General features: G+C 38.2%; 30 protein-coding genes and 1 pseudogene. 24 read left to right on the forward strand and 7 right to left on the reverse strand.

From position 1 onward, the window contains the following. Nucleotides 1–24 precede the first annotated feature (24 nt). The 16 genes and pseudogenes from T479_RS07945 (at nucleotide 25) to mdh (ending at nucleotide 13,687) form a co-directional block, all read left to right on the forward strand. Nucleotides 25–1,431, forward strand: a complete 1,407-nt coding sequence (locus T479_RS07945) for a histidine kinase N-terminal domain-containing protein (RefSeq protein ID WP_025219163.1) — start codon at nucleotides 25–27, stop codon at nucleotides 1,429–1,431. Beyond that, nucleotides 1,424–2,002, forward strand: coding sequence for an ANTAR domain-containing response regulator (locus tag T479_RS07950; RefSeq protein ID WP_024363379.1), 579 nt, complete (start codon nucleotides 1,424–1,426; stop codon nucleotides 2,000–2,002). The genes T479_RS07945 and T479_RS07950 overlap by 8 nt, the downstream gene beginning before the upstream one ends. Before the next feature lie 84 nt (nucleotides 2,003–2,086). Then, the gene (gene eutH, locus T479_RS07955; protein WP_024363380.1) at nucleotides 2,087–3,331 is read left to right on the forward strand and encodes an ethanolamine utilization protein EutH; all 1,245 of its coding nucleotides are present in this window, start codon (nucleotides 2,087–2,089) and stop codon (nucleotides 3,329–3,331) included. Nucleotides 3,332–3,350: 19 nt separating this feature from the next. After that, complete coding sequence (eutS, locus tag T479_RS07960; RefSeq protein ID WP_024363381.1) at nucleotides 3,351–3,692, forward strand: ethanolamine utilization microcompartment protein EutS; 342 nt, start codon at nucleotides 3,351–3,353, stop codon at nucleotides 3,690–3,692. A 10-nt stretch (nucleotides 3,693–3,702) separates the two neighbouring features. Next, nucleotides 3,703–4,200, forward strand: coding sequence for a EutP/PduV family microcompartment system protein (locus T479_RS07965; protein WP_024363382.1), 498 nt, complete (start codon nucleotides 3,703–3,705; stop codon nucleotides 4,198–4,200). A gap of 20 nt (nucleotides 4,201–4,220) precedes the next feature. Continuing rightward, the gene (locus T479_RS07970; protein ID WP_025219164.1) at nucleotides 4,221–5,642 is read left to right on the forward strand and encodes an ethanolamine ammonia-lyase reactivating factor EutA; all 1,422 of its coding nucleotides are present in this window, start codon (nucleotides 4,221–4,223) and stop codon (nucleotides 5,640–5,642) included. 5 nt (nucleotides 5,643–5,647) lie between these two features. Continuing rightward, nucleotides 5,648–7,018: an ethanolamine ammonia-lyase subunit EutB gene (locus T479_RS07975; RefSeq protein WP_029747306.1), complete on the forward strand. Its 1,371-nt coding sequence runs from the start codon at nucleotides 5,648–5,650 to the stop codon at nucleotides 7,016–7,018. A gap of 9 nt (nucleotides 7,019–7,027) precedes the next feature. Continuing rightward, the gene (eutC, locus tag T479_RS07980) at nucleotides 7,028–8,035 is read left to right on the forward strand and encodes an ethanolamine ammonia-lyase subunit EutC (RefSeq protein WP_025219165.1); all 1,008 of its coding nucleotides are present in this window, start codon (nucleotides 7,028–7,030) and stop codon (nucleotides 8,033–8,035) included. Nucleotides 8,036–8,047: 12 nt separating this feature from the next. Continuing rightward, nucleotides 8,048–8,697: pseudogene (gene eutL / locus T479_RS07985) on the forward strand (ethanolamine utilization microcompartment protein EutL). Between the two features lie 15 nt (nucleotides 8,698–8,712). Next, complete coding sequence (locus T479_RS07990; RefSeq protein WP_024363387.1) at nucleotides 8,713–10,203, forward strand: aldehyde dehydrogenase family protein; 1,491 nt, start codon at nucleotides 8,713–8,715, stop codon at nucleotides 10,201–10,203. Between the two features lie 15 nt (nucleotides 10,204–10,218). Next, nucleotides 10,219–10,497 (forward strand): BMC domain-containing protein, encoded by a 279-nt coding sequence (locus T479_RS07995; RefSeq protein WP_024363388.1) that lies wholly within the window; start codon nucleotides 10,219–10,221, stop codon nucleotides 10,495–10,497. Between the two features lie 100 nt (nucleotides 10,498–10,597). Next, nucleotides 10,598–11,188 carry a phosphate propanoyltransferase gene (locus T479_RS08000; RefSeq protein ID WP_036205335.1) on the forward strand — a complete coding sequence of 197 codons (591 nt, stop codon included), beginning with the start codon at nucleotides 10,598–10,600 and terminating at the stop codon, nucleotides 11,186–11,188. A gap of 12 nt (nucleotides 11,189–11,200) precedes the next feature. Next, nucleotides 11,201–12,070, forward strand: a complete 870-nt coding sequence (gene pduL / locus T479_RS08005) for a phosphate propanoyltransferase (protein ID WP_025219166.1) — start codon at nucleotides 11,201–11,203, stop codon at nucleotides 12,068–12,070. A 36-nt stretch (nucleotides 12,071–12,106) separates the two neighbouring features. After that, nucleotides 12,107–12,391, forward strand: coding sequence for a EutN/CcmL family microcompartment protein (locus T479_RS08010; protein ID WP_024363391.1), 285 nt, complete (start codon nucleotides 12,107–12,109; stop codon nucleotides 12,389–12,391). After that, entirely contained in the window at nucleotides 12,384–12,731 is a 348-nt protein-coding gene (locus T479_RS08015; protein ID WP_029747308.1) for a BMC domain-containing protein, read from the forward strand. Before T479_RS08010 ends, T479_RS08015 begins: the two co-directional genes overlap by 8 nt. An 11-nt stretch (nucleotides 12,732–12,742) precedes the next feature. Then, the gene (gene mdh / locus T479_RS08020) at nucleotides 12,743–13,687 is read left to right on the forward strand and encodes a malate dehydrogenase (RefSeq protein ID WP_025219167.1); all 945 of its coding nucleotides are present in this window, start codon (nucleotides 12,743–12,745) and stop codon (nucleotides 13,685–13,687) included. Nucleotides 13,688–13,980: 293 nt separating this feature from the next. On the opposite strand, the gene T479_RS23680 is transcribed toward mdh, so the two are convergent. Beyond that, complete coding sequence (locus tag T479_RS23680; RefSeq protein WP_158497873.1) at nucleotides 13,981–14,151, reverse strand: hypothetical protein; 171 nt, start codon at nucleotides 14,149–14,151, stop codon at nucleotides 13,981–13,983. A 102-nt stretch (nucleotides 14,152–14,253) separates the two neighbouring features. On the opposite strand from T479_RS23680, the gene T479_RS08025 reads away from it, so the two are divergent. After that, entirely contained in the window at nucleotides 14,254–14,817 is a 564-nt protein-coding gene (locus T479_RS08025) for a hypothetical protein (protein WP_025219168.1), read from the forward strand. A 389-nt stretch (nucleotides 14,818–15,206) separates the two neighbouring features. Then, entirely contained in the window at nucleotides 15,207–16,703 is a 1,497-nt protein-coding gene (locus tag T479_RS08030) for a carboxypeptidase M32 (RefSeq protein WP_025219169.1), read from the forward strand. Between the two features lie 49 nt (nucleotides 16,704–16,752). Here the strand turns inward: T479_RS08030 and T479_RS08035 are convergent, their stop codons facing one another. The 4 genes from T479_RS08035 to T479_RS08045 form a co-directional block, all read right to left on the reverse strand. Next, on the reverse strand, nucleotides 16,753–18,408 hold the full coding sequence (locus tag T479_RS08035; RefSeq protein WP_024363395.1) for a b(o/a)3-type cytochrome-c oxidase subunit 1: 1,656 nt from the start codon (nucleotides 18,406–18,408) through the stop codon (nucleotides 16,753–16,755). Further along, entirely contained in the window at nucleotides 18,395–18,886 is a 492-nt protein-coding gene (locus tag T479_RS08040; protein WP_024363396.1) for a cupredoxin domain-containing protein, read from the reverse strand. The genes T479_RS08035 and T479_RS08040 overlap by 14 nt, the downstream gene beginning before the upstream one ends. A gap of 69 nt (nucleotides 18,887–18,955) precedes the next feature. Further along, nucleotides 18,956–19,078, reverse strand: a complete 123-nt coding sequence (locus T479_RS24185; RefSeq protein ID WP_255313800.1) for a hypothetical protein — start codon at nucleotides 19,076–19,078, stop codon at nucleotides 18,956–18,958. A 243-nt stretch (nucleotides 19,079–19,321) separates the two neighbouring features. Continuing rightward, nucleotides 19,322–19,789, reverse strand: a complete 468-nt coding sequence (locus T479_RS08045) for a chemotaxis protein CheX (protein WP_024363397.1) — start codon at nucleotides 19,787–19,789, stop codon at nucleotides 19,322–19,324. 399 nt (nucleotides 19,790–20,188) lie between these two features. On the opposite strand from T479_RS08045, the gene T479_RS08050 reads away from it, so the two are divergent. The 6 genes from T479_RS08050 to T479_RS08075 all read left to right on the forward strand — a co-directional run bounded on the left by T479_RS08050 (nucleotide 20,189) and on the right by T479_RS08075 (nucleotide 24,285). Then, nucleotides 20,189–20,509: an immunity protein CdiI family protein gene (locus tag T479_RS08050; protein WP_025219170.1), complete on the forward strand. Its 321-nt coding sequence runs from the start codon at nucleotides 20,189–20,191 to the stop codon at nucleotides 20,507–20,509. Between the two features lie 26 nt (nucleotides 20,510–20,535). Continuing rightward, complete coding sequence (locus tag T479_RS22770; RefSeq protein WP_025219171.1) at nucleotides 20,536–21,063, forward strand: hypothetical protein; 528 nt, start codon at nucleotides 20,536–20,538, stop codon at nucleotides 21,061–21,063. A gap of 329 nt (nucleotides 21,064–21,392) precedes the next feature. Next, nucleotides 21,393–22,007, forward strand: a complete 615-nt coding sequence (locus T479_RS08060; RefSeq protein ID WP_025219172.1) for a pyroglutamyl-peptidase I — start codon at nucleotides 21,393–21,395, stop codon at nucleotides 22,005–22,007. Beyond that, on the forward strand, nucleotides 21,991–22,692 hold the full coding sequence (gene pxpB, locus T479_RS08065) for a 5-oxoprolinase subunit PxpB (RefSeq protein ID WP_025219173.1): 702 nt from the start codon (nucleotides 21,991–21,993) through the stop codon (nucleotides 22,690–22,692). The genes T479_RS08060 and pxpB overlap by 17 nt, the downstream gene beginning before the upstream one ends. Beyond that, nucleotides 22,689–23,561, forward strand: a complete 873-nt coding sequence (locus T479_RS08070; RefSeq protein WP_025219174.1) for a 5-oxoprolinase subunit C family protein — start codon at nucleotides 22,689–22,691, stop codon at nucleotides 23,559–23,561. Before pxpB ends, T479_RS08070 begins: the two co-directional genes overlap by 4 nt. Continuing rightward, a complete protein-coding gene (locus T479_RS08075; RefSeq protein WP_025219175.1) occupies nucleotides 23,551–24,285 on the forward strand; it encodes a 5-oxoprolinase subunit PxpA in 735 nt (244 codons plus the stop codon). The genes T479_RS08070 and T479_RS08075 overlap by 11 nt, the downstream gene beginning before the upstream one ends. A 94-nt stretch (nucleotides 24,286–24,379) precedes the next feature. Here the strand turns inward: T479_RS08075 and T479_RS08080 are convergent, their stop codons facing one another. Both T479_RS08080 and T479_RS08085 read right to left on the reverse strand, forming a co-directional pair. Next, complete coding sequence (locus T479_RS08080; protein WP_024363402.1) at nucleotides 24,380–24,700, reverse strand: DUF4183 domain-containing protein; 321 nt, start codon at nucleotides 24,698–24,700, stop codon at nucleotides 24,380–24,382. Nucleotides 24,701–24,725: 25 nt separating this feature from the next. Then, complete coding sequence (locus T479_RS08085) at nucleotides 24,726–25,151, reverse strand: DUF4183 domain-containing protein (RefSeq protein ID WP_025219176.1); 426 nt, start codon at nucleotides 25,149–25,151, stop codon at nucleotides 24,726–24,728. Nucleotide 25,152: the final 1 nt, after the last annotated feature.

The following is a 25,152-nucleotide window of genomic DNA, read 5'->3' on the forward strand; positions in this document are numbered from 1 at the left end:
GTGGACCTGTCGAGCATTCAATCGTTGTGTAGTAAATATACAAGCTTATCAGGTAAGGATATCGAGAAGTTAGTAGAAATTGAAACTACACTATCTTATTATGCTGAGTTGACAGATTGCTATATGTTCATAGATTGTATGATGGAAAATTTACCACATGCAATTGTTGTAGCAGAGGCATTCCCTACAAAAGAAATTGGTTTATATGAAAAATCAGTGATTGGAAAATTTGTCTTTGAAAGCTTCGAGCCAGCAGTATTTGCAGCTTTTAAACATAAAGAAAGATCATCCATTTCGAGAGCAATCACACAGGAAGGTCTAACTGTAGAACAAAACGTTGTCCCACTCTTTAATGATGATGGACAGGTTATCGCCGTGTTGATTCAAGAAAAAAAGGTTAAGATGCAAACTGCACCAAAGGATGATTTTCAAAATATGCCTTTTGCATTAATTGAGCATATTGTCGAACCCAACGCGCAGCCAATTCCTGTTGTGTCTGATTTATTAGTAGAGTCAATTATTCTGACAAATCATGAAAATAAGGTCATTTATAGCAATCCTGCAGGATACCGATTTATAACGGAACTTTCAGGACTAGAAAATTTCGATAATGTTGCTTTGGATAAAATATTACCTTTTTTACAAGAGGTCTATGATAAAGGCGATGATGTCTTTTTCTTAGAAATTACGATTGATCGTAAATCTTTTATTGTGAAAAAAATTCCTATCCGCAGTCAAAATGATAAAGTGACACTGCTTATTATTCATGATCTAACAGAGCTAAAGCTGAAAGAAAATGAACTGATGATGAAAACATTTGCTATACGGGAAATTCATCATCGTGTAAAAAATAATTTACAAACGGTTACAAGCCTATTGCGACTGCAAATGCGCAATGACCTAGCGGCTTCAAATGCAAGTGCTTTTCAGGAAGCATTAAATCGCATTTATAGTATTTCTTCTGTTTACGAACTTATTTTAGAAAATGAGGATAATGCGGAAGAAAAAGTGGATGTTATCGCTTTGTCTAAAAAAATAGGGTATAAAATGGTTGGCACTTCTCATACAGCAGCCATTCAATTAATCTTCCATCACGATGAACTACAGCTATATTGTCATTCTAAAAAGGCGGTTTCACTCGCATTAATTATTTGTGAGTTATTACAAAATGCTTTAAAGTATGCTTTTATTGATCGTGAGGAAGGAACAATTGATATAAAATTTCTTCAGGATGCATCTTTTATTTCACTTCATATTTCCGACAACGGCGTTGGGATGCAAGAGGTGAAGGCATCTTTTGGAATGGAGATTATTACAAGACTTGTTGAATATGATTTAGCTGGCACATTTACAATTATCCCTAGTGAACAAGGTACACATACTCAAATTCAGTTTCCTGTAAGTGAGGAGGTATTTATCCTAAATGACTAGGAAAGTTATGATTGTCGAAGATGAATCACTTATTGCAATTGATTTGAAGTTTATGCTAGAAGATAATGGTTACGAAGTAGTAGCACAGGCAAATAATGGCGAATCTGCGATTGAACTAGCTTATACACATAAGCCTCAGCTGATACTAATGGACATCAAAATGCCGAAGCTAGATGGACTAAAGGCGAGTAAAATTATTGAACAGCAGCTCGGTATACCAGTGCTTTTTATATCTGCTTATAGTGAAAAAGAATTGTTATTATACATGAAACAGGATAATATTTTAGGGTATGTTATGAAACCGTTTTCTGAGAAAAATGTCCTACCAGCGTTGGAAGTGGCGTTTCATCAAATCGATAAATTTAACCGTTTAAACGGAGAATTATTGCATAAGCAAAGCGAGATAGAAAAGCGAAAAGTCATCGAACGAGCGAAAGGTTTACTGATGCAAGTAGAAAATCTTAGTGAAGACGAGGCATATAAAAAAATTCGCAATGAGAGTATGCAAAGTCAACAGGAAATGGTAACAATTGCAAAACGAATTATAAATACATTACAAGTAAATAGATGAAGCAAAGACGCTTTAAAGAGAATTTTTCTTTAATGCGTCTTTTTTTTATATATATTTATCAAAATCAAAGGGGGGATAAGTAGGATGGCAATGATAGGAACGATCATCGTTTATATTATTATGATTTGTGCAGTTTTAGGGGCAATCGGAGCGATTCGAGATGCAGAGTATGGAATTGGTAAAGAATTTATGAATGGACTCCATACAGTAGGTCATATTTTTGTACCAGCGGCAGGAATCATGGCAGCTATACCTTACTTAACGTGGTTTATTAGTCATTTTATTAGTCCGATTTTTGAATTGATTGGAGCTGACCCAGCAATTGCAGCTACAGCAATTTTAGCGTCGGACATGGGGGGATATCAATTAGCAAATGCTTTAAAAGAGTCGTATGAAGGATGGGTGATGGCGCTTGTCGTTGGTTTTATGTCAGGTGCAACCATTGTATTCTCGATTCCGATGGGGCTTGCGATGTTAGACAAGCGTGATCATAAGTATATGGCATTAGGCATTATGGCAGGCGTATTAACGATTCCGATTGGTGCATTTATTTCGTCGATTATGATTGTGATGTTTAACACAGAGGTTCGTGAAGTGATTAGTACAACATCTGCACCAACCTATGTGTTTGCCATTTCTATTTTACAAATATTACTTAATTTATTACCGTTATTTATTTTTGTTATCTTAATTGCGTTAGGGCTAAAGCTTATTCCGAATGGCATGATCAAAGGGTTTATGATTTTCGGTCGTGTGATGGATGCAGGTATTAAGCTTGTGCTTGTATTCTCTATTGTCGAAATTTTCACAGGCATTTTTACTAAGATTTTTGGGGCATGGGGCTTTGATCCCATCATGGCAGATAGTGTCGACCAATTCCGCGCATTAGAAACGGCTGGTTATATCGGTATTATGTTAGCGGGTGCATTCCCAATGGTGTACTTAATAAGAAAATATGCTTCTAAACCGCTTGAAACAGCAGGGAAGAAATTAGGTCTTTCTTCAGTAGGAAGCGCAGGGATTTTAGCGACAAGTGCTAATATTTTGGCCATGTTTACACTTGTTCGTCAGATGCCACCAAAAGATAAAGTAATCAACATTGCTTTCGGGGTTTGTTCAGCATTCCTGTTAGGCGACCATTTATCTTTTACGGCTAATTTCCAACCAACCATTATATTGCCTGTTATAGCAGGGAAGCTGTTAGCAGGGGTGCTTGCCATTATTTTAGCTTACAAGCTATCAGTACCGACCGCATTAAAACTAGAACAAGAGGATCGTAAGGCAGGCATTATTAAAGAGGGAGAATATTTAACAGATCAAAAGTCTTGATAGAAAGAGGTGATGAAATGTGAGTGAGGAAAAGAAACGTTTTATTCAGGAGTTTGTGCCGGGTAAGCAACTAACATTGAGTCATCTTATTGCAAATCCTGATCCAGATATGTTTCAAAAACTTGGTATACAAGAAGCAGGTGCGCTCGGCATTATGACTTGTACACCGAGCGAAACAGTTATTATTGCTGGGGATTTAGCAACAAAGGCAGCCAATGTAAAACTAGGTTTTTTAGACCGTTTTACTGGTAGTCTCGTTATTGTTGGCAGTGTATCTGAAGTAGAAATGGCGATGTTGGAGATTAATCGTTTTTTATCGGAAATGCTCGGTTATACGCCATCTAAAATAACGAAGTCATAGGATGTGTCAAATGAAAAATCGAGTAATGATAATAGGTGGTGTGCAAGCTGGTAAATCAACGCTAATGAATGCGTTATTAGGCAAAGATGGACAAGCTATTAAAACCCAAGCACTCGTATTTGATGACTGGATTGTTGATACACCTGGAGAATATATAGAAAATCCAATGTACTACAGAAATATTATGGCAACATCACTTGAAGTAACACATGTGATTTATTTGCAAGATGCCACGTCATCAAGGAGTGTTTTTCCTCCGCAGTTTAGCTTGGGTATACCCAAAATTCAAATTGGTGTCATTACCAAAATTGATGCACCCCTTGCAGATGTAGAAAGAGCAACAGCATTGTTAAAAAATGTGATGACGCACGGTCCAATTGTGAAAACATCAGCATGGCAAAAGCAGGGCATTGAGTTGATTGCACCACTTATTCAACTGCGGTCAGACGAAGAAATTCGCCAGTTTGTCAAGGACCGTGATAGTCCCTATCTCATATATTGCCCATAGTGGCATAGAGGAGGTATAGGTTGAAGACAGAAAAAATTTATAGTGCAGGCATTGATATTGGGACAAGTACAACAAAGATGGTTGTCAGTAGTTTTCTGTTGAAAAATGTTGCTGGTGTGACCCATGTGCCACGAATAGAAATTATTGAAAAAACGGTGTTGCATCAAAGTCCTATTATTAAAACACCGTTTGTTACGAAAGACATTATTGATATGGAACAAATAGCAAAATTTATATTTCAGCAATATCAATTGGCTCAAATTTCACCAGCGGATATTTCAACAGGCGCCATTATTATTACAGGTGAATCTGCTACGAAAGAAAATGCTAGGGAGGTTGTCCATACCCTTGCAGATGCAGCTGGACAGTTTTTAGTTGCCACTGCGGGTCCGGATTTAGAAGGGATTATTGCTGCAAAAGGGGCGGGGACTGTGCAACAGTCCAAAAACACAGCTAAAGTAATTGCCAATATAGATATTGGTGGCGGTACGGCAAATATTGCAGTGATGCAGTTCGGTGAAGTAATCGGTACATGCACCTTACATGTTGGCGGTAGATTAATCGAATTTCAGCATGGCAAAGTCTATTCTATCTCACCTCCTATAAAGCAATTAATGAAGCATTGGTCTAATCCATTACAAGTAGGTGACTCTGCAGAAGACGCGCGCGTTGCACAACTTATTCAAGAAATGGCGGACTTTTTAGCTAACACGTTAAGCGGACAACTACAAGATGCACAACATCCATTATTGTTAGGACATTTACCAAATTGGCATAAGCCTGTGGATGCAATCGTTTTTTCAGGTGGTGTAGCTTCTTGCATTTATGATCATGATTGTTCGCAGCGCCAATATGATGATATTGGTGAAAAACTTGCGAACATGCTTTTACAACATGAGCAACTTCAAGCGTTTTTATGGCTACAGCCGCAGGAAACTGCTCGCGCTACAGTAACTGGAGCAGGAACCCAAACAACCGAAATTAGTGGTGCAACGATTCAAGTTGATGCGGATGTATTACCGTTAAAAAATATTCCTGTATTTAATTGTTCAGGTGTAGCAACGAAAGCGTTTGATCAAACCGTGAAGACAGCAGTGGACAGAGCAGATGCACTTTTTTCACTGGATGATCACCGCGCACCCTTTGCACTTTATTTTAGTGAGTTACCGTATTTAAGTTTTGAAGATGTCCATGCATTGTGCGAGGCCGTTTTACGATACTTAGGAACAAGAAGCTCCAAGGACATACCAATTATCATAGTCATTCAATCAGATTATGCAAAGGTCATAGGGCAAACGCTACAAGCCATTAATCCAACAGTTCCTATACTATGCATCGATCAAATTAAAGTAGAAACAGGCGATTACATTGACATTGGGGAAGTGCTACCTTCTGGTGTTGTCCCCATTGTAGTGAAAACACTTGCTTTCCACTCAAAGTAAGGAGGATGAACGTGAATCTATCGGTGATATTTGGTGGAGAAAAATATAATTTTCAGTCATTAAAAGATGTGATGGCTAAGGCCAATGAGGAAAAATCAGGAGATCAGCTAGCAGGGATTGCTGCTGAATCTGTCCAACAACGAATTGCAGCAAAAGCTGTTTTAAGTGAATTGTTAGTCAAGGATATACGCGAGAATCCGCTAGTTCCACCTGAAAATGATGAAGTGACACGCATTATTGAAGGCGATATTAATGAACAAATATATGGCGAAATAAAAAACTGGAGTATTGAACAGCTTCGAGAATACATTTTATCGAATGATACAGGTGATCGCGAGTTAAAACGTTTAAGTAAAGGCATGAATTCAGAAGTAATTGCAGCCGTTACGAAATTGATGTCTAACTTAGATCTTGTTCATGCAGCCAATAAAGTAGAAATCTTATCAACTTGCAATATTACGATAGGGCAAAAGGGTACGCTTTCTTCAAGACTACAGCCGAACCATCCAACAGACAATATCGATGGCATTATTGCCTCATTAAAAGAGGGATTATCCTATGGAATCGGTGATGCAGTTATCGGCATTAACCCAGTAGATGATTCGGTCGAAAGCGTTAAAAAGGTGTTACAGGCGACAAAAGAATTTATTACTGATTGGTCGATTCCAACGCAGAACTGTGTATTGGCTCATATTACAACACAAATGAAAGCCATTAAGCAAGGAGCTCCTGCCGATATGATTTTCCAAAGTATTGCAGGGACAGAAATTGCAAACCGTTCGTTTGGCATTTCTGCTGACTTAATTCGAGAAGCAGAGGAACTCGTGAAGAAACAGGGAACGGGAACGGGCCCAAATTTATTTTACTTTGAAACTGGGCAAGGTTCCGAGCTCTCGGCTGAAGCACATATGGGCATAGACCAAGTAACACTCGAATCACGCAACTATGGATTTGCTAGACATTTTAATCCGTACATAGTCAACACAGTTGTTGGCTTTATTGGCCCTGAATATTTATATAACAACAAGCAAGTCATTCGGGCAGGGTTAGAAGATCATTTTATGGGTAAAATGCACGGCATTCCTATGGGCGTGGATATTTGTTACACCAATCATATTAAGGCTGACCAAAATGATGTGGAAGATTTAAGTGTGTTACTAACTGCAGCTGGTGTCAACTTTATTATTGCGGCACCGATGGGAGACGATATTATGCTGAACTATCAGTCTATGAGCTTCCATGATGTTGCAACATTACTCCAAACATTTGGTAAAACACCAGCACCTGAATATTTAGCTTGGTTAGAAAAAATGGGCATTTACGAAAATGGTCGTCTTTCAGCTAGAGCTGGCGATTTATCGATATTTGAAAGGTAGGTGAGACCATTGAATGAACAGCTAGTATCCATGATTACACAGCTTGTGATGGAGAAAATGACCAATACATCGGGCACTTCTTCAGAAACAGCTCCACCAGCTGAAGAACAAAAACAACCATTAATTAAATTTTATGATAGTGCAGCTAAGCATACAGAAGAACTATCAAGTCCACAGGCAACATCAGATCAATCGTTAATTAAGCTTTACCAAACAGCTTCAACAAAGGATTATTCGCAAAATACTACTAATTATGATGTTTCCACAACTGTAGAAACGGCGAAGGCTTTTCAATTTGAAGAGCATAATGTATCAGAAAGTGTGCAAGCAGCTAAAAAGCATACACCTGCAAGAATTGGTGTTGGTAGAGCGGGGACAAGACCAAAAACAAAAACTTGGTTGAAATTCCGACTCGATCATGCTGCTGCAGTAGATGCAGTGTATGGAGAAGTGACAGAAGCACTATTACAAAAACTGAATGTCTTCCAAGTAACAACAAAAGTAACGGATAAAGAAGAATACATTACGAGACCTGATTTAGGTCGCCGCTTATCTGATGAAGCGAAGACACTTATTCAATCAACATGTAAAGCACGCCCAACCGTGCAAATTATTATTTCCAACGGCTTAAGTGCGAGTGCGATTGAAGAAAATGTCCAAGATGTATATTTAGCATTACAACAAAGTCTTACCAATTTAAATATTGAAATAGGCACTACTTTTTACATCGATAAAGGGCGTGTAGCGCTTATGGATGAAATTGGCGAGCTATTGCAAGCAGAGGTCATTGTTTACTTAATTGGTGAACGTCCTGGTCTAGTGTCAGCAGAGTCGATGAGTGCGTATTTATGTTATCAGCCGAGAATAGGTACGGTTGAAGCAGATCGAATGGTCATTTCCAACATTCATAAAGGTGGTATTCCTCCATTAGAGGCAGGAGCTTATTTAGGAACTGTCGTGCAAAAAATATTGCAATACAAGGCAAGTGGCGTAAACCTTGTCGCAAAAGAAGGTTAGGGGGAACAAGCAATGCATCCTCATAAAATTATGGCTGATATTTTGGCTATGCAGATGATTCCTAGAGTGAATAGAGACTTGGCAGCACAGCTTGCGTTGAAGCCAAATCAGCATAGCATTGGGCTAGTCACACTAACCATTGATGATGTCGGATATGTGGCTTTAGATGAAGCGACAAAAAAAGCAGATGTGGAAGTGGTTTATGCAAAAAGCTTCTATGCAGGAGCGGCTCATGCGTCAGGACCATTATCTGGTGAAATGATTGGCATTATAGCGGGTAGCTCCCCAGATGAAATTCGCAGTGGGCTGGAGGCAATTGAGCAAAAGGTGCAATTTGATACGTATTTCGAAGCCATTAATAATAATGAAAACCATGCACTTTTTGCGCATACTGTGGCAAGCTGTGGCAGCTATTTAGCACAGTTAGCAGACGTTAAGATTGGCACTGCGCTCGCTTATTTAATCGCACCACCACTTGAGGCGGTTGTCGGTTTAGATGCCGCTTTAAAGGCAGCAGATGTAGAGCTAAAACATTTTTTGGACCACCTTCCGAAACCAACTTTGGTGGTGGCATAGTTAGCGGCAGTCAGTCTTCCTGCCAAGCTGCTGCAGATGCATTTAGAGAAGCAATTGAACATGTTGCGAGAAATCCGGTTATTTAGAAAGGAGGCGGCTTTATGGCGACATTAGATAAAGACTTATTAGCCATTCAGGAAATGAGAGACGCTGTTAGTCAAGCAAATGCAGCACAAGCGGCCTATATGCAATATTCCCAACAACAAGTGGATAGTATTGTGAAGGCTGTTGCGGATGCCGCATTTAAAGAGGCAGAACGATTAGGCAAAATGGCTGTCGAAGAAACAGGGATGGGTATCCAAAATCATAAAAAAATGAAAAATGAAGTAGCGTCTAGAGATGTATATGAAGATATTAAAGATTTAAAGACAGTTGGCGTGATTGGCACAGATCGACTAAAGAAAGTAACAGAGATTGCTAGTCCATTTGGCGTTATCGCAGGAATTGTGCCAACAACAAATCCTACATCTACAGCCATTTTTAAAACGCTTATTTCTTTAAAAACGAGAAATGGCCTTGTGTTAAGCCCGCATCCATATGCCGTTAAATGTACAAAGGAAGCTTTAGATATTTGTAGAGTTGCGGCAGAAAATGCTGGTGCGCCAGAAGGGTTGTTACAATGTTTAACAATGTCTTCAATGGAAGCGACACAACAATTAATGAAACATCCACAGATTCACTTAATTTTAGCAACGGGCGGTGGGGCGTTAGTCAAAGCGGCATATAGCTCTGGAAAACCAGCTTATGGGGTAGGTCCTGGCAATGTACCAGCTTACATCGAAAAATCAGCCAATATTCAAAAAGCCGCACGTCAGCTAGTGCAAAGTAAATCCTTTGATAATGGCACCATTTGTGCGACAGAGCAGGCCATTATTGTGGATAAAGTGATAGCTGAACAAGTTTTAGCAGAATTAAAGAAACAGCATGCTTATATATTGAATGCTGAAGAAAAATTAAAGATGGAAAAGTTAATATCTCCTGTTCCTGGCAAAGTGAATCCACAAATTGTTGGAAAATCAGCGGTGAGTTTAGCACATTCTATCGGCATTATGGTGCCAGAAGAGACGAAAGTACTTGTTGGGTTGGAGACAATGATTGGAAAAAACATTCCATTTTCACTAGAAAAGCTATCACCAATATTTGCTTTCTACACAGTAGAGGATAGCACAGAGGCCAAACAAGTAATGATTGATCTACTGAATATTGGAGGACGGGGACATTCTTGTTCTATTCATACGGAAAATACAGCGCTAGCAGAGCAGTTTTCGCTTGATTTACCAGTGTCGCGTATTGTTGTGAACACGCTATCTTCAATTGGTGCGGTTGGTGGTACGACTGGATTAGCACCATCCTTTACATTAGGTTGTGGGACATTTGGTGGTAATATTACGTCCGATAACATTACAGCTAGACATTTATTAAATATTAAGCGCATGGCTTATGGCATGAAAGATGTAGAGGTGCCAGCTCCGGAATTTGATTTACATCCGGTGGTAGAAAATATAAAGGCACAAGCACCATCATTGGATACAAAAGTGGTGCAACAAATTGTTGATCAAGTTTTAAAGCAAATTACATTACAAACTAAATAATTGGAGGAATGACAAATGAGTACAGCATTAGGAATGGTAGAAACAAAAGGTCTTGTAGGAGCAATTGAAGCAGCGGATGCAATGGTAAAAGCGGCAAGTGTCAATTTAGTAGGGAAAGTCCATGTTGGTGGCGGAATTGTTACTGTTTTGGTTCGTGGCGATGTAGGTGCAGTAAAAGCAGCAACGGATGCAGGTGCAGCAGCAGCTCAACGTGTTGGAGAATTGCTATCTGTGCATGTAATTCCACGCCCTCATAACGAATTAGAATTAATTTTACCAAAAGCAGAAGCTTAATTACACGACTGAAGAGGCATTCATCGCTTGTCAATTTGATGTGATGAATGCCTACTATCAACAGTAAAAAAATCAATTACTAGATTTAGAGGTGGCTAACTTGAATATAAAATCACAAGCATTTCCAGTTGCCATTTCAGCCCGTCATATACATGTAAGTGAAAAAGATTTACAAGCACTATTTGGTCCAAACGCAACGTTGACAAAGGATTTTGACCTTTCGCAACCAGGACAGTTTGCAGCAAAAGAGCGTGTCTCCATTGAGGGACCAAAAGGAGTCATTCACAATGTGCGTGTATTAGGACCTGTAAGGGCAGCAACGCAAGTGGAAATAAGTCGAACAGATGCGATGAAACTAGGTTTAAACCCTCCCCTAAGACAATCGGGAGATATCGAAAATTCAGCTAGTATTAAACTTATCTATCAACAACGAGAAGTGTTGATCGAGCAAGGAGTCATTATAGCACAGGCCCATATTCATATGACAGAAGAAGATGCGAAAGCATTGGAAGTACACAATAATGAAATCGTTTCTGTAGAAGTTGACAGTGAAAGACCTGTAACATTTCGTGCTGTAGTAGTACGTGTCTCGAATGATTTTAGCTTAGAAATGCATATTGATACAGATGAGGCCAATGCGGGCTTTATTGCACAACAAGCACAAGGAAGAATTGTGAAATCATGTTCGTAAGGAGGAGGTTTGATGCAAGAACAATTAGTGCAAAAAATCGTCGAAGAAGTTTTACAGCAAGTATTAAAAAATCAGCCTTCCCGCCCAGATGACGGTAAAATTCCAATCGGCGTATCCGCGCGACATGCACATCTTGCACAGGCAGAAGTGGAGCAGCTTTTTGGAGAAAACTATCAATTAACGCCGAAGTTTGAGCTTTCGCAGCCAGGACAATTTGCTGCTGAAGAAACGGTCGTCATTGCAGGACCAAAAGGTTCTATTGAAAGAGTTCGCATATTAGGTCCAGCACGAACGTTAACACAAGTAGAAGTGAGTTGGACAGATGCGATGAAACTCGGCGTCAAGCCGCCATTAAGAATCTCTGGAGATATTAAAGACTCTAGCCCTGTGACGTTAATTGGTCCAAAAGGTAGTGTTGTTTTGCCAGAAGGTCTTATTATTGCACAAGCGCATATTCATATGTCTCCTGCCGATAGCGAAAGATTTCAAGTAGTAGATGGGCAGTCGGTACAAATCAAAGTGCAAGGACTACGACCGATTATTTTATCCAATGTGATGATTCGTGTATCTGAGCGCTATCGTTTGGAAATGCATATTGATACGGATGAAGCAAATGCAGGCTTAATTCAGCAAGGTGCTTTTGCAGAAATTGTTAATGGACAAGTGATGGAACCTTTGACTGTAAAGGAAATGCCACTAGTCGCAAAGCAAGCGCCTGCAAAACAATCTATCTATCACTTTGAAAAAAAGCTACTTTCACAGGTAGATGTGCTGGAAATCGAAGCTCAAGAAATTGTCGTGCCAAAAAGAACCATCGTGACAGCATTAGCTTATGACAAAATACGAGAGCTGAATAAAAAAATAACGATTCGCTCTGAATAATAAGTATTATCCAGACAACCTAAAGAGGGTGAGTTTATGCAGATGGGAAGAGTGATTGGCAGCGTATGGGCAACACGTAAGGAAGAAGGGTTAAATGGCTTAAAACTATTAATTATCCAACCAATTGATTCCAACCAACAGCCAATTCGTACGGAAATAGTAGCAGCTGATCGCATCGGTGCAGGGATTGGTGATGATGTACTGATTACGAGTGGAGGGTCTTCCCGTTATATTATGAAGGACAATCCCCTCCCTATTGATGCAGTTGTAATCGGAATTATAGACTCTACAGATGTAATGCGAGGTGAAGACAATGAGTAGCGCAATTGGCATGATTGAAACAAAGGGATTAGTGGGGTCTTATGAGGCTGCGGATGCGATGATTAAAGCATCTGATGTCACGATTGTTAAACAAGAATTTGTCGATGGTGGTATTGTAACAGTCGTCGTAACAGGCGATGTTGGCTCAGTACAAGCAGCAGTCGATGCTGGTAAAGAGGCGGCAAAACGCGTTGGAGAATTATTAGGCGCACACGTCATTCCTAGACCAGACGAAGATGTTTTCAATATGATTAAAGGACCAGAGACGCCAAAGAAAAAACCGGTCTCAACACCGGCACGTGCTAAAAAAACAACAGAAGCAGCAACTACGGACAATTGAGGTGAAGCATAATGGCATTTCGCAAAAATAAAATTGCTGTTATTGGAGCCGGTCATACGGGTGCAACATTGAGTTTATTCCTCGCACAAAAGGAATTAGGCGATGTTGTGTTGCTAGATATTCCAGAAGCTGAAAATCCAACAAAAGGGAAAGCACTGGATTTATTACAAACAGGGCCGATTGAAAAATTTAATGTGTCGATCCAAGGAACAAGTAATTATGAAGATATTGCAGGCGCATCTATCGTTATTATTACAGCCGGTATTCCACGTAAACCTGGGATGAGCAGAGATGATTTAGTGACGACAAATGCGAAAATTATTCAACAAGTTTCGAGACAAATTAAACACTATGCACCTGATAGCATTGTTCTTGTATTAAGCAATCCAGTAGATGCGATGACATATGTATGTTATAAAGAAACAGGATTTCCTAAAAATCGTATTATCGGGCAATCCGGCGTATTAGATACCGCACGCTTTAATGCATTTGTAGCACAAGAGTTACAAATTGCACCCGAAGATGTATCGGGATTTGTATTAGGTGGACATGGTGATGAAATGGTGCCATTAATCCGTTATTCCTATGCAGGAGGCATCCCGTTAGAAAAGCTTATTCCCCAAGATAGACTACAACAAATCGTCGAACGTACACGTAAAGGCGGCGGTGAAATTGTAGGCTTATTGGGCAATGGTAGTGCTTACTATGCGCCAGCTGCTGCCTGTGCGCACATGGTGGAAATCATTATGAAAGATCAACGAAAAATTATTCCTTCCATTGCCCTGTTAGAAGGAGAGTACGGCTACCATGAATTATTTTTAGGTGTACCGACGATTTTAGGCGGTAATGGCATTGAATCGGTTATTGAATTGCACCTTACACAGGAAGAACAAACGGCGCTCCATCAATCAGCACAAGCCGTTAAGCAAGTATTACAAATTTGCCAAAACATTTAACTAGTAGGTTTGAAGACAAATAGCGTTTCCCCAACGTTATATGTCTGCTTTACAATATGTTTGATTGGAAACCGAGCATAAAAATTGGTTTATCCCCAAATTATTTTAAAAAGAAGCTCCCTTGATTAAAAGGGAGCTTTCGCTTTTTAAAATTAAATAAGATGGATTCTGCTGATTTAAGTAAACTCCAATAAACCTTTTGGAAATGTTGATAGGGCATGAGAAGAAACTTTCCCGCAAGAGTTCCCGTGGATTTTTAATTAGTTAAGTATGAAATTACCAAACTGGCAGTGTTATTTAAGCTTGGAATTGTTTGAGTGACGGTCACTTTTTATTAAATAGTAGGCTGTAGTAGCTACAATGCCCAGGGTTAAAAAAGCTACTATCCGTGATATTTCAGTGGCAATTAATGAAAGGGTTAATCCTATCAAACCTCCAATAATAAAATACCAAAAATACTTCATTTAAACCCCTCTTTCTATTTTTGTAATATTCTATAAATTATTTTATATTTTATTTTTTTATTGTACAATTATTACACTAAATTTTTAGGAGGGAGTAAGTAAATGAAAAAATTTTTATTACTATTTCTAACATTTATGTTGGCCTTTACTGCAGTTGCTCCTAATTTAGGGTATGCTGCAAACATTAAGGAGAAAAATGATGATTCCTTGCCCCAGCTTAATAATGAGCCAGTAATTGAACCTTACAGCTTAGAAGATAAGAGTGAAATTTTAGAACAATGTTTGAGGTATGAATTTATAAATCTGTCGAGCAGAATCTCTGCATATTCATTACCTGGGGATTTTACGAACCTGTGTAGAATAATAGAGACACAACACAGAGATAATGTGACTTATAATAACTGGGAACAAAGAGTATTGACGTTTCTTATAAATGGTGGAGTAGCTGTTATTGTTGGTAGATTTACAGCAACACGACTTAGAACATTTGTTAGTAGTGGGATTGCATCTCTGTTCATCACTATTCCAAGAAGTCAAAATTTATATACAACTATTCAAGTGAGAGAATGTGAGGATTCAACAGGTATAAATAGATATTTAGTAATTACGTATTACAGTAATAGTGCTAGAACACAACAATTATATACACATTATACAAGAGCTTAAAATAAGGAAGTAATATAATCACCAAAATATTATAATTATATTTTTGAGTTGAAGTTTAAGTATCCATAAATTTATATCGTGTTGTTTATAGCACATGAATACGTTTTAATGACTCACTTTTTAGGAGAAGCCAAGCCACTAAGATTTTCTGGGCACTCAAAAGCACTAATATACTGAAGGCTCCCTACATATCAAGGGAGCCTTTTTCTTAAACAGAATGTCTATTTAAGCAGATAATAAACTTTGTCCCGCAGATATTTTTCCCAAAAGCGCGCAATAGATTTTTGAAAAAAGAATACTCAATGTAATTCGAAATTTCAATGTCCAAAATATATAAAATTTTCGGAAATATGCTAAACTAGTAACGTAAAAAAGGAGGATGATTGGATATGACTGTACAGCAATTTACAGACTATGTGAAAAAAATGCAGCACTATCAGGAAGCATTGGGGGTAATCTATTGGGATATGCGTACTGGTGCACCTAAGAAAGGGGTAGCGCAGCGTTCAGAAGTAGTTGGCACATTATCGGCCTCCTTGTTTGACATGCAAACGAGTGAGCAATTAGGGGAACTACTGACGGCTTTAGAGGCACAAAACACAGAACTGGACTATGTAACACGCCGTTTAGTCGAGGAAGTACGCAAAAATTACGATCAAAATAAGAAAATTCCCGCTGAAGAATATAAAGAATATGTTATTTTACAAGCGAAAGCGGAAACAGTTTGGGAAGAAGCAAAAGCGACAAATGATTTTGCGCAATTTTTACCTTATCTAGAGCAAATCATTGAATGGCAAAAGAAATTTATACAATATTGGGGCGTTAAAAACGGTTCTACATACAATACGTTACTTGATTTATATGAACCAGATATGACGACGGAGGTGTTAGATCAAGTATTTGGCGAATTACGTGAAACGATTGTGGCGCTTGTCCAAAAAATCGCAGCTTCTCCAAATAAGCCAGATACAACGATGTTATTTAAACAATTTCCGAAAGAGGCACAGCGAGCATTGTCATTAGAGATGCTAACACAGCTTGGCTATGATTTTGACGCAGGTCGCTTAGATGAAAGTGTCCATCCATTTATGATTGGCATTAATCATGGCGATGCACGTATTACAACGAAATATGATGAGCTTGATTTCCGTTCTGCTATCTTTGGCACGATTCATGAATGTGGGCATGCAATGTATGAGCAAAATATTGATGCCAAGCTTGCCGGTACACTATTAGCAACTGGGACATCGACAGGCATCCATGAATCGCAGTCACTATTCTATGAAAATCTGGTCGGTCGCAATGAAAAGTTCTGGGCGCATAACTATGAACGTTTGCAAAAACATTCGCCAGCACAATTTGGAGATGTTCCGTTAAATGATTTTCTTCGTGCTATTAATATGGTAGAGCCATCATTAATTCGCATTGAAGCAGATGAGCTAACGTATCCACTGCATATTATGATTCGTTATGAAATTGAACGTGATTTGTTCAATGGGGATCTACAAGCAAAAAACCTTCCAGAAGTGTGGAATGCGAAGTATGAGGAATATTTAGGCATTCGACCAGACAACGATGCCAAGGGTGTTTTACAAGACGTACACTGGGCAGGGGGCATGTTTGGTTACTTCCCATCCTACGCATTAGGAATGATCTATGCGGCACAATGGAAGCATGCGATGGATCAAGATCTTCCAAATTTTGATGACTTACTCGCAAAAGGCGAGCTTCTGCCAATTCGCGAATGGCTAACAGACAAAGTCCATCAATATGGTGCGCTGAAAAAGCCGTTCGAGCTACTACAAGAGGCGACAGGAGAAGGCTTAAATGCCAAGTATCTTGCAAACTATTTACAAGAAAAATATACAAAATTGTATCAGCTATAAATAACAAGCGATTTCTCTCCAATGAGAAATCGCTTGTTTTTAAAATATTTTACCAGAGCTTAAAGCCTTTTGAGCCTGCTGGTGAATTTGATATAATATCAAAGATTGGAATTGTGTAAGCAAAAATTATTAATGCTACTAAAATGACCAGCCATACTTTAAAGTTTTCAAGCATAGGTGGTGTTGGACCACTGCTTTCATGGATTGAAGCAATTGGGAATTCCTCTTCGCCTTTTGGTGCAAACCAAGCGAGCTTAATCACGACATACGTAATAACTAAAATCGCAATAAATAAAATAGTACCACCAACCGCTTGCGCAATCTGATAGGGAATCCAATCATATGCTTGTTGTGCACCGCCATATTCTGAATAGTCAGAGCGGCGTGGAGCACCAAGTAATCCTGCAATATGCATGGCTGTTGACATGATCGTCATACCTACTGCCCATAGCACGCCAGAAACAATACCAAGTGAATTTAATGACTTTGTCAGTTTACGACCTGTTAAATGAGGGATTAACCAAAATGCTGCTCCAAAGTACGTTAAAACAACTGCACTTGCAAATGTTAAATGGAAGTGCCCTGGAACCCAAATAGTATTATGAATAAGTTGGTTCATCTGGTAAGATGCATTGACAATACCACCGGCACCACCAGGAATGAAAGCAAGCATACCGATAAATGGAACGATAAAACGTGCATCTTTCCAAGGTAATTTTTTAAACCAGCCGAAAAGTCCTTTACCACCAAGCTCACGACCACGTAATTCAAACGTTGCGAATAAAGAGAATGCGGTCATTAAGGAAGGCACAACAACTGCCATTGTTAATACTACTTGTATAAATTTCCATGTTGTATCAATACCAGGCTCTGTTAATTGGTGATGTAAACCAACCGGTACTGAGAAAATTAAAAACAGCATGAATGATAAGCGAGCTAATGAGTCAGAGAAAACTTTTCCGCCAATGACTTTAGGAATGACTACATACCACACCATATAGGCTGGCAATAACCAGAAGTAAACGAGCGCATGGCCAAAATACCAGAAAAGTGTACGAGAAAGTAATACATCTACACGTTCAATAAGACCAAGTGACCACGGTAATAGTTGGAATAAAACAGAAACGGCTACGCCTAAAGAAGCAACGAACCATAGTAAATTATTGACTACTACCATAAAAGATAGTAGGGGAGACGTTTGGCCTTTATGTTCTTTGCGCCACTGAACATAGCGTAAAATTTGTCCTGCCGAACCAATCCAAGAGCCAACAACTACGAGTGTTAAACCGAGATAAAAAATCCAGTGCGCTTGCAATGGTGCGTAAAATGTATAAAGGACAGTTGCTTTATTTAATAACACCATGACTGCAGCCGCAACTGTACCGATCGTCATGAACCAAAAACCAATCCATCCAAGCAAGCGCTGTTTATCTGTTAAAGTACCAGATGTACGACTAACACCTGCGATTTGAAAACCGAATATAAAGAACGTTGTTAAAATAAGACCGAGTAAGACACCATGAACTGTTAATACTTGATAATAGCCAATACCAGCTGGCAATTTGAATTGACCTGAACGTACAAATACTTGTAATAAACCGGCGAGACCACCTAATAATAATGCGATAAATGCCACATAAACATGGGCAAGGGCTAGTTTCGCATCACGACGATCCACCTTTGTCATAGCGTTATTTAGACTCATTTGGATCCACCACCTTCAGCATAGAATGCATAAGCGTATGTCCTGTACCGCAGTATTCATTACATACTATTAAAAATTCACCAGTTTGATTGATTTCAGCTACATATTCAGAAATATATCCAGGTTCAAGCATCATGTTAATATTAGTGCCTGCAATTTCAAACCCATGAATCACGTCTTCACTTGTTGCGATAAATTTTACTTTTGAACCAAGTGGTACTTCAATTTCAGGTGGATTGTAAAAGAAAGCAGATGCTAAAATAACCACCTCATAATCCCAATCCTTTCCTTCCACTTTGTGTACACCTGGATTTGTAAATGGTGCAATTTCTTTTACTTTTTCATAATCGATGGTTTTCTTATTACTGTTCGGATGTGAGCCTTGATGGAATGCACCGATACCAAGAATAATAAGAAATGCAACTAACGTAGCTACGCCAAATACCAACCAGTACTTCTCATATTTATGTATATGCATATCTCTGTTGTCCTCCTCTGTTGTATTACTTACATCATGTTAATGAAATAGTGCCTTTTACTAAGGAAATTAAAAGCGGTCCATAAATAAATTGAAGCAGTATATCCAAATTAAAATAATGATAAAGCCTACTCCGAACACGCCATAAAGTGAACCTTTTAGATTATCTTCTGGTTTTTTATTATTAGCCATTTTTACTCCCTCCTAAGCTTTCATAGTAGCTTTCTTAAAGTCATAATATTACTATCCAATTCAATTTGATGTGAAAAAAATCACACATCTAAGTAGAATGTGTGAAAAAAATGTGAAATATTGAAATGCAAAAGGAGTTGGCTATAATATGAGCCAACTCCTTTCAGATTTATGCGTATAACAAAGCGTATTCATAAATACTAGCTGTAGTTACATAGAATGTATCGTTTGAAAGAGCCACAGTTAACTTGTTATGACTTCTTCTTCAATCGTCAGTAATACCGTAAGTGCACCAATGTTGGGAATCGTAACAGGTAGAACAAATGCTTTTTCAAAACCATAAAGTTTTGTGTTACCGACCATAACAGTAGGTGGTGTAATATCTATTTCTAAATTTTCCTGTCCTACTGCTGTACATAAATTACCTGCAATCATATTGCCAAATTCACCAGTGAAGGATTCTAGCATTTCTCCTTCTAATGGCATACCAAACATTGTACTGCCGATACCGCTAAATACTTCAGGGGAGGAATCTATAATTACACGTCCCTTTACATCTCCAATTAGGCCAATTAATACACCCATTTGCTGTTGTTGAAAGGGCTCAGAAATAATACTTGGCGCTTTCACTTGGATGTCCATAGGTAGGATTGTTTTTAATGCATGGATTGTCCCGTTTAAAATAGTTTGAAAGTACTTCGAATTACTCATCATTACCGCATCCTTTTTCCGACTTTTCTACATCTTACCATGCTGAAAGGGTAAGATGAAAGTATGTCTTGACGAAATCGGATGAAATTTATATTATATTAATGAGAATGATTTTCAAAATCAATGAATTTGTGCTATAGTGTACATAATAAGAAGAAAAGGAGCGGTCAGCAATGACATTCGTTTTCATTGGAGCAACAGTAGCTATTTATATTGGAGTAGGGAAATACGTGATGAAGCAGGCGACTGCACATTTAAATTAATAGTACTATAGTTTGTGGTACTGATTTTCAATCGTTTTTACAGTACATTAATATTTAATTCAAGAGTATGACTTGTGTCATACTCTTGAATCTTTAGATAATATATTTGATGCACAATTTTTCGGGAGTGGAATTTATGGGTTCATTATGTAATTGCAAGGAACTTGTGCAAATAAAAGTGGAAGCAGATATTGGTGCTGATCCATTATGGTGTAAGGTTTGTGGCTTTAATTTGGATATGGATAAAATGGAGATTTCTGATTCCTTAAAGATACAGTTAAGATCATGGATAAATGATTATGGAGCATGGATAAATGTGGACTCTGATAGCTTAATTGTTGGAGGTGAGAATCTAGAAAAACAACATAATGAAATAGGACTAAGATTAACGGAAAAAGTGATGAGTGAAATAAAAATAAAAAATTGTTTTTCAACCTTCTTCAATGTTTTTGAATAGTAATTAAATAGAAAGGAATACTCTAAATGAAAAAAGTACTTGTTCATTTAATGGTTTTTACTCTTTTATTTGCTACTATTGGGACAACTGTAAGTTATGCAAAAGATGATGAAGTTTTTGAAGATGATTACATAGTTGATTACCACGAGGGTGTTGAAGGTTTTGATTGGGCAATTTATCTGGATGATTCAGATGATAATGGAGGTTCTGACAATAATTTAGAAGAGCCTCAAATTGAAGCAAGGGCTCTTCCATTTGTTCCTATTGTTATTGGAGTCGTAGTAAGATTAGTTGCCAAATGGGTAGGAAAACAGGCTGTAAAGAAAATTTCTAAGCATGCAGCTGAAAGAGCTGCTCAAAGAGGTATAACTGAGAGGCATTTTGCATCTGCAATGGCATATGGAACAAAATATGTAGATAAAAATACCGGAGCGAAAATTCTTTATCATTCTCCAACGCAAACTACTTTAGTACTAGATAAAGCTGGAGATGTAGTAGTGACTTCTTATAAGCAAATAGCTCCTAAAGAAGTATGGATACACAAAAATTGGTGAACGACAATCGATTACTAAAATCTATGAAATTCTATTTTCTGAAATCTGAGAGTATGACTTGTGTCATACTCTTTTATTTATGGAATTTTATAGTTCGGATTTCAACTTGGATAAGAACCATCTAAAGTTTAATAGTATAGGACGAAAAATTTAGAATAATAGCATAATTTAATAGCCATCAAGGGCATTTATTTTTAATGTTTGATAAAATTGAAGCAGGTTGCAGGTTATAGAGTTCGGGGAATTGGAGAACCGACTTTGCAGTATTCATTAAAAAAATGAAAAGGGCTTGCGATAAAGCAATGTCCGATAGAAATTAGGTGAAGAATATGAAAAAAATACTATTAACGGGCTTTGTCCCATTTTTAGACTACACAATCAATCCTACGATGCAAATTGTAGAAAGTTTAAACGGGAGTATAATGGACGGCTATGAAATTGTTGGACGGACGCTATCCGTTGATTTTCAGCAATCCGCGCAGCAGTTAAAGCGATATATTGGGGAAATACAGCCTGAAATTATTATGTCCTTAGGGTTAGCTGGTGGACGATTTAAAATCACACCAGAGCGCATAGCGATTAATGTGAAAGATGGAGAGCCTGATAACAATGGCTATGTGCCTGTTGATGAAAGCATTGATGATGGGGGGCAGGATGCCTATATAACCAATTTACCTATTCGGAAAATGGTTGATCGATTATGTAAAGAAGGTTATCCTGCAGAAATTTCAAATACGGCAGGTACTTATCTATGCAATAATATTATGTATGAAGGGCTAGCTTATGCTAAGCAACATACAGGGATTCGTGCTGGCTTTATTCATATTCCGGCATCTTTTGAATTAGCGATTCAGCACGGCAAAATACCAGGTTGGAATATGCAAGATTTAATGACGTGCATTAAGCTTTGTATCGAGGAAACCATTCGTGAAACAAATCATTGAGTTCCCTCATACAATGTGGATTAGTCAATACACTATCCGTTTTGCCTTCGATGAAGCCATTTCGCAAGAAAATTTTCAGCTAGTCCAACAGTTTAACCGCTTTTTGAAAAAAATGCTACATACCAATCTTATTGAAAGTGTTGCTAGTTATCATACGGTTACAGCATATGTGAAACACCAAGTAGATATAGCCTTCTTACAAGAACAATGGCTTACAATGCAAATTAACGCCCAGGTTGGTGAAGTAACAAGCCAACCATTACAAATACCAATTTGTTATGATGAGGAATATGCTTTGGATATGCACCGTGTGATGGATGTTACAGCTTTGCCATTTGAGGCCATAAAAAAATTGCATATGGATAAAGTATATAGTGTCTATTTAATCGGCTTTTTACCTGGATTCCCTTATTTAGGGGACTTACATAGCCAATTATTTGTCCCACGTTTAACAAAACCACGCCCGCTTGTGTCCGCAGGATCGGTCGGTATTGGCGGGTTACAAACAGGTATATATCCCCTCGATTCACCAGGGGGATGGAATATTATTGGTAAGACACCATTCACATTATTTGATATTCATAGGAAAGCCCCTTTTCTCTTTACTCTTGGAGGTCAAGTGCAATTTTACGAAATAACCAAACAGGCGTTTTTAGAAATAAAAGTAAAGGAGTGTAGCAATTGAAGCCACTTCTTATTGTTAAAAAACAAGGTGTTTATGGTAGCATACAAGATCAAGGGAGGGAGGGCTACCGAGCATTTGGGGTCCCTAGATCAGGGCCAATGGACAAAGTATCATTTCAAGTTGCACATACTATTGTAGATAATGCGACAGTGGACCAAACGTCGTTTGAAATGTTTATAGGTGGTTTTGAATTTCAAGCGTTAAATGATGGAACTTATGTATTGACTGGTGCAACTTGTCTGTGTTTATTAAATGGACGTCCCATTGAAATGTGGAAAACCTTTCAATTATTTAAGGGAGATATTTTATCTATCAAAAGCGTAAAGAACGGCTCGATTGTTTATCTCACACCTAAAGGTGGATTTCAAACAGACCTTGTACTTGGTAGTAAAGCCAGCTTACCAATGGTAGATAGTACTCCATGTGTGGGCAGTGTGTTGTATGGGCAACATGCAACGCCATTATCATGGACAAGAGGGCTGTATGCACCTTACCGCCCTTATTTTCATACGGCTATTACAGTAAGGGTTTTTAAAGGGCCTCATTTTCAATTATTTACAGAAGAAAGTAGCCAACAATTTTTAGCTAGCTCCTATCAATTTTTTGGCGGGAATCGTATGGGCTATTATTTAAAAGGGAACGTCCTCGATTTGAAAACGAGGAAAGATATACTTTCAGAAGCGACCCAATTTGGGACAATTCAAGTGCCACAAAGCGGTCAGCCTATTGTTTTAATGGCCGATGCCCAAACAGTCGGCGGCTATCCAATCATTGCTACCATCCATGAAGATGATTTACATAAAGTTGCCCAAATGCGTATGTTTAACACAATAAGATTTGTACTAACGGAGGAATCGTATGCCAATTGATATTAATTGTGATATGGGCGAAGGTATGGATGTTTTGACACTCGACAAAGATGACGAAATTTTAGACTATGTAACGTCAATTAATATAGCCTGTGGGTATCATGCAGGGAATCATACAATCATGCATAGGACTGTACAAAATGCTATTCGTAAAAATATTCGTATTGGAGCACATCCAGGCTATCCTGATCTTCAAGGATTTGGGCGTCGAAATATGGATGTTAGTGCGGAAGAAATTTATAATATGATGGTCTATCAAGTTGGTGCTTTGCAAGCATTTGTCTCGGTAGAAAAAGGCATTCTTCATCATGTGAAGCCACATGGCGCAATGTATAATCAAAGTGCCAATGATATAGAAAAAGCAACAGCCGTTGTCAATGCGGTATATGATTTAAACCCAGCGTATGTTTTATATTGTTTAGCAGGTAGCAAAATCGTGCATATTGCGAAGGAAAAGGGCTTACGCGTCTATGAGGAAGTTTTTTCGGATCGTCATTACAATGACGATGGGACATTGGTAAGTAGAGAAGAGCCGAATGCATTAATTCAAACAGAAGAAGAAATGCTTGTGCATGTCAAAGGTATTTTAACTGCCAATGAAGTGATGTCTGTCCAACAAAAGAAAATACAACTTTCTGCCCAAACATTATGTATACATGGAGATGGCCCACATGCATTGACTTTTGCAAAGAAGATTTTTGCGTTAAGGAAACAAATAGGATAACAAAATGGATGGATGCTCAATAAAAGAGCGTCCATCCAATTAAAAAATACATTGAATGACTCGATTTAATAGCAAAATACTTCTTCTAATGCTATTAAATAGTTGTCACTAATTCTACAGCTTCAATAATAATTGGAGTGCCTGCCGAGATAGTCGCTGTCACAGTGTTAAATGTTATTTCTGTTGCGGAAACTGTATAGGCATCACCTTCTTGAAGCACACCATTGATATATAAATTATAGTAGCCATTAATTACGACTGGGAAAGCAGTTGCTGCAGTACCACTGTCAGTCAAAAACGTTGTTGCAGCAAGTGTTGTACCATCTGTAATGGCAAGTGGTGTTGCTAAAATATTAAAAAATTTCGTGGATGTGCCTGAAACATTGACATTAATATTAATAATGGAAAGTGCCACGTGCATTCACCTCCTTTCAATAGTGCTAGTGAGTTTCGTTAAAAAAGCCGAGAGATTCAATAATAATGGGTGTTCCTCTATAAATAGTTGCGTTATCAGCATTTAAGATGAGTGCATTTGGTGTTACGGAATAAATGCCACTTTCCTGCATAACGGCGTTAATATAGAGATTTACATAGCCATTTGGATAGGTGATAATAAATTCTGGTACATTTACGCCGTTGTCATCAGAAAATAGATTCGCTGCTAAAGTGGCCCCATTTGTCAATTGAATATCGGATGTTACTATATAGAAATATCTATTTACTCTAGGAATAACCATCCCTTCAGGAACAATGATGGAAGGGGGTTGGGGAATAGGGACATCACGAGCTATAATACGAGGCCATCTAAATTGATTTTCACAATCGCATAACGGTGTAATCTGAAAACAATGTTTTTGCTTTACCATT

Source organism: Lysinibacillus sphaericus, assembly GCF_000600105.1.
In the GTDB taxonomy this organism is placed as follows: Bacteria; Bacillota; Bacilli; order Bacillales_A; family Planococcaceae; genus Lysinibacillus; species Lysinibacillus sphaericus.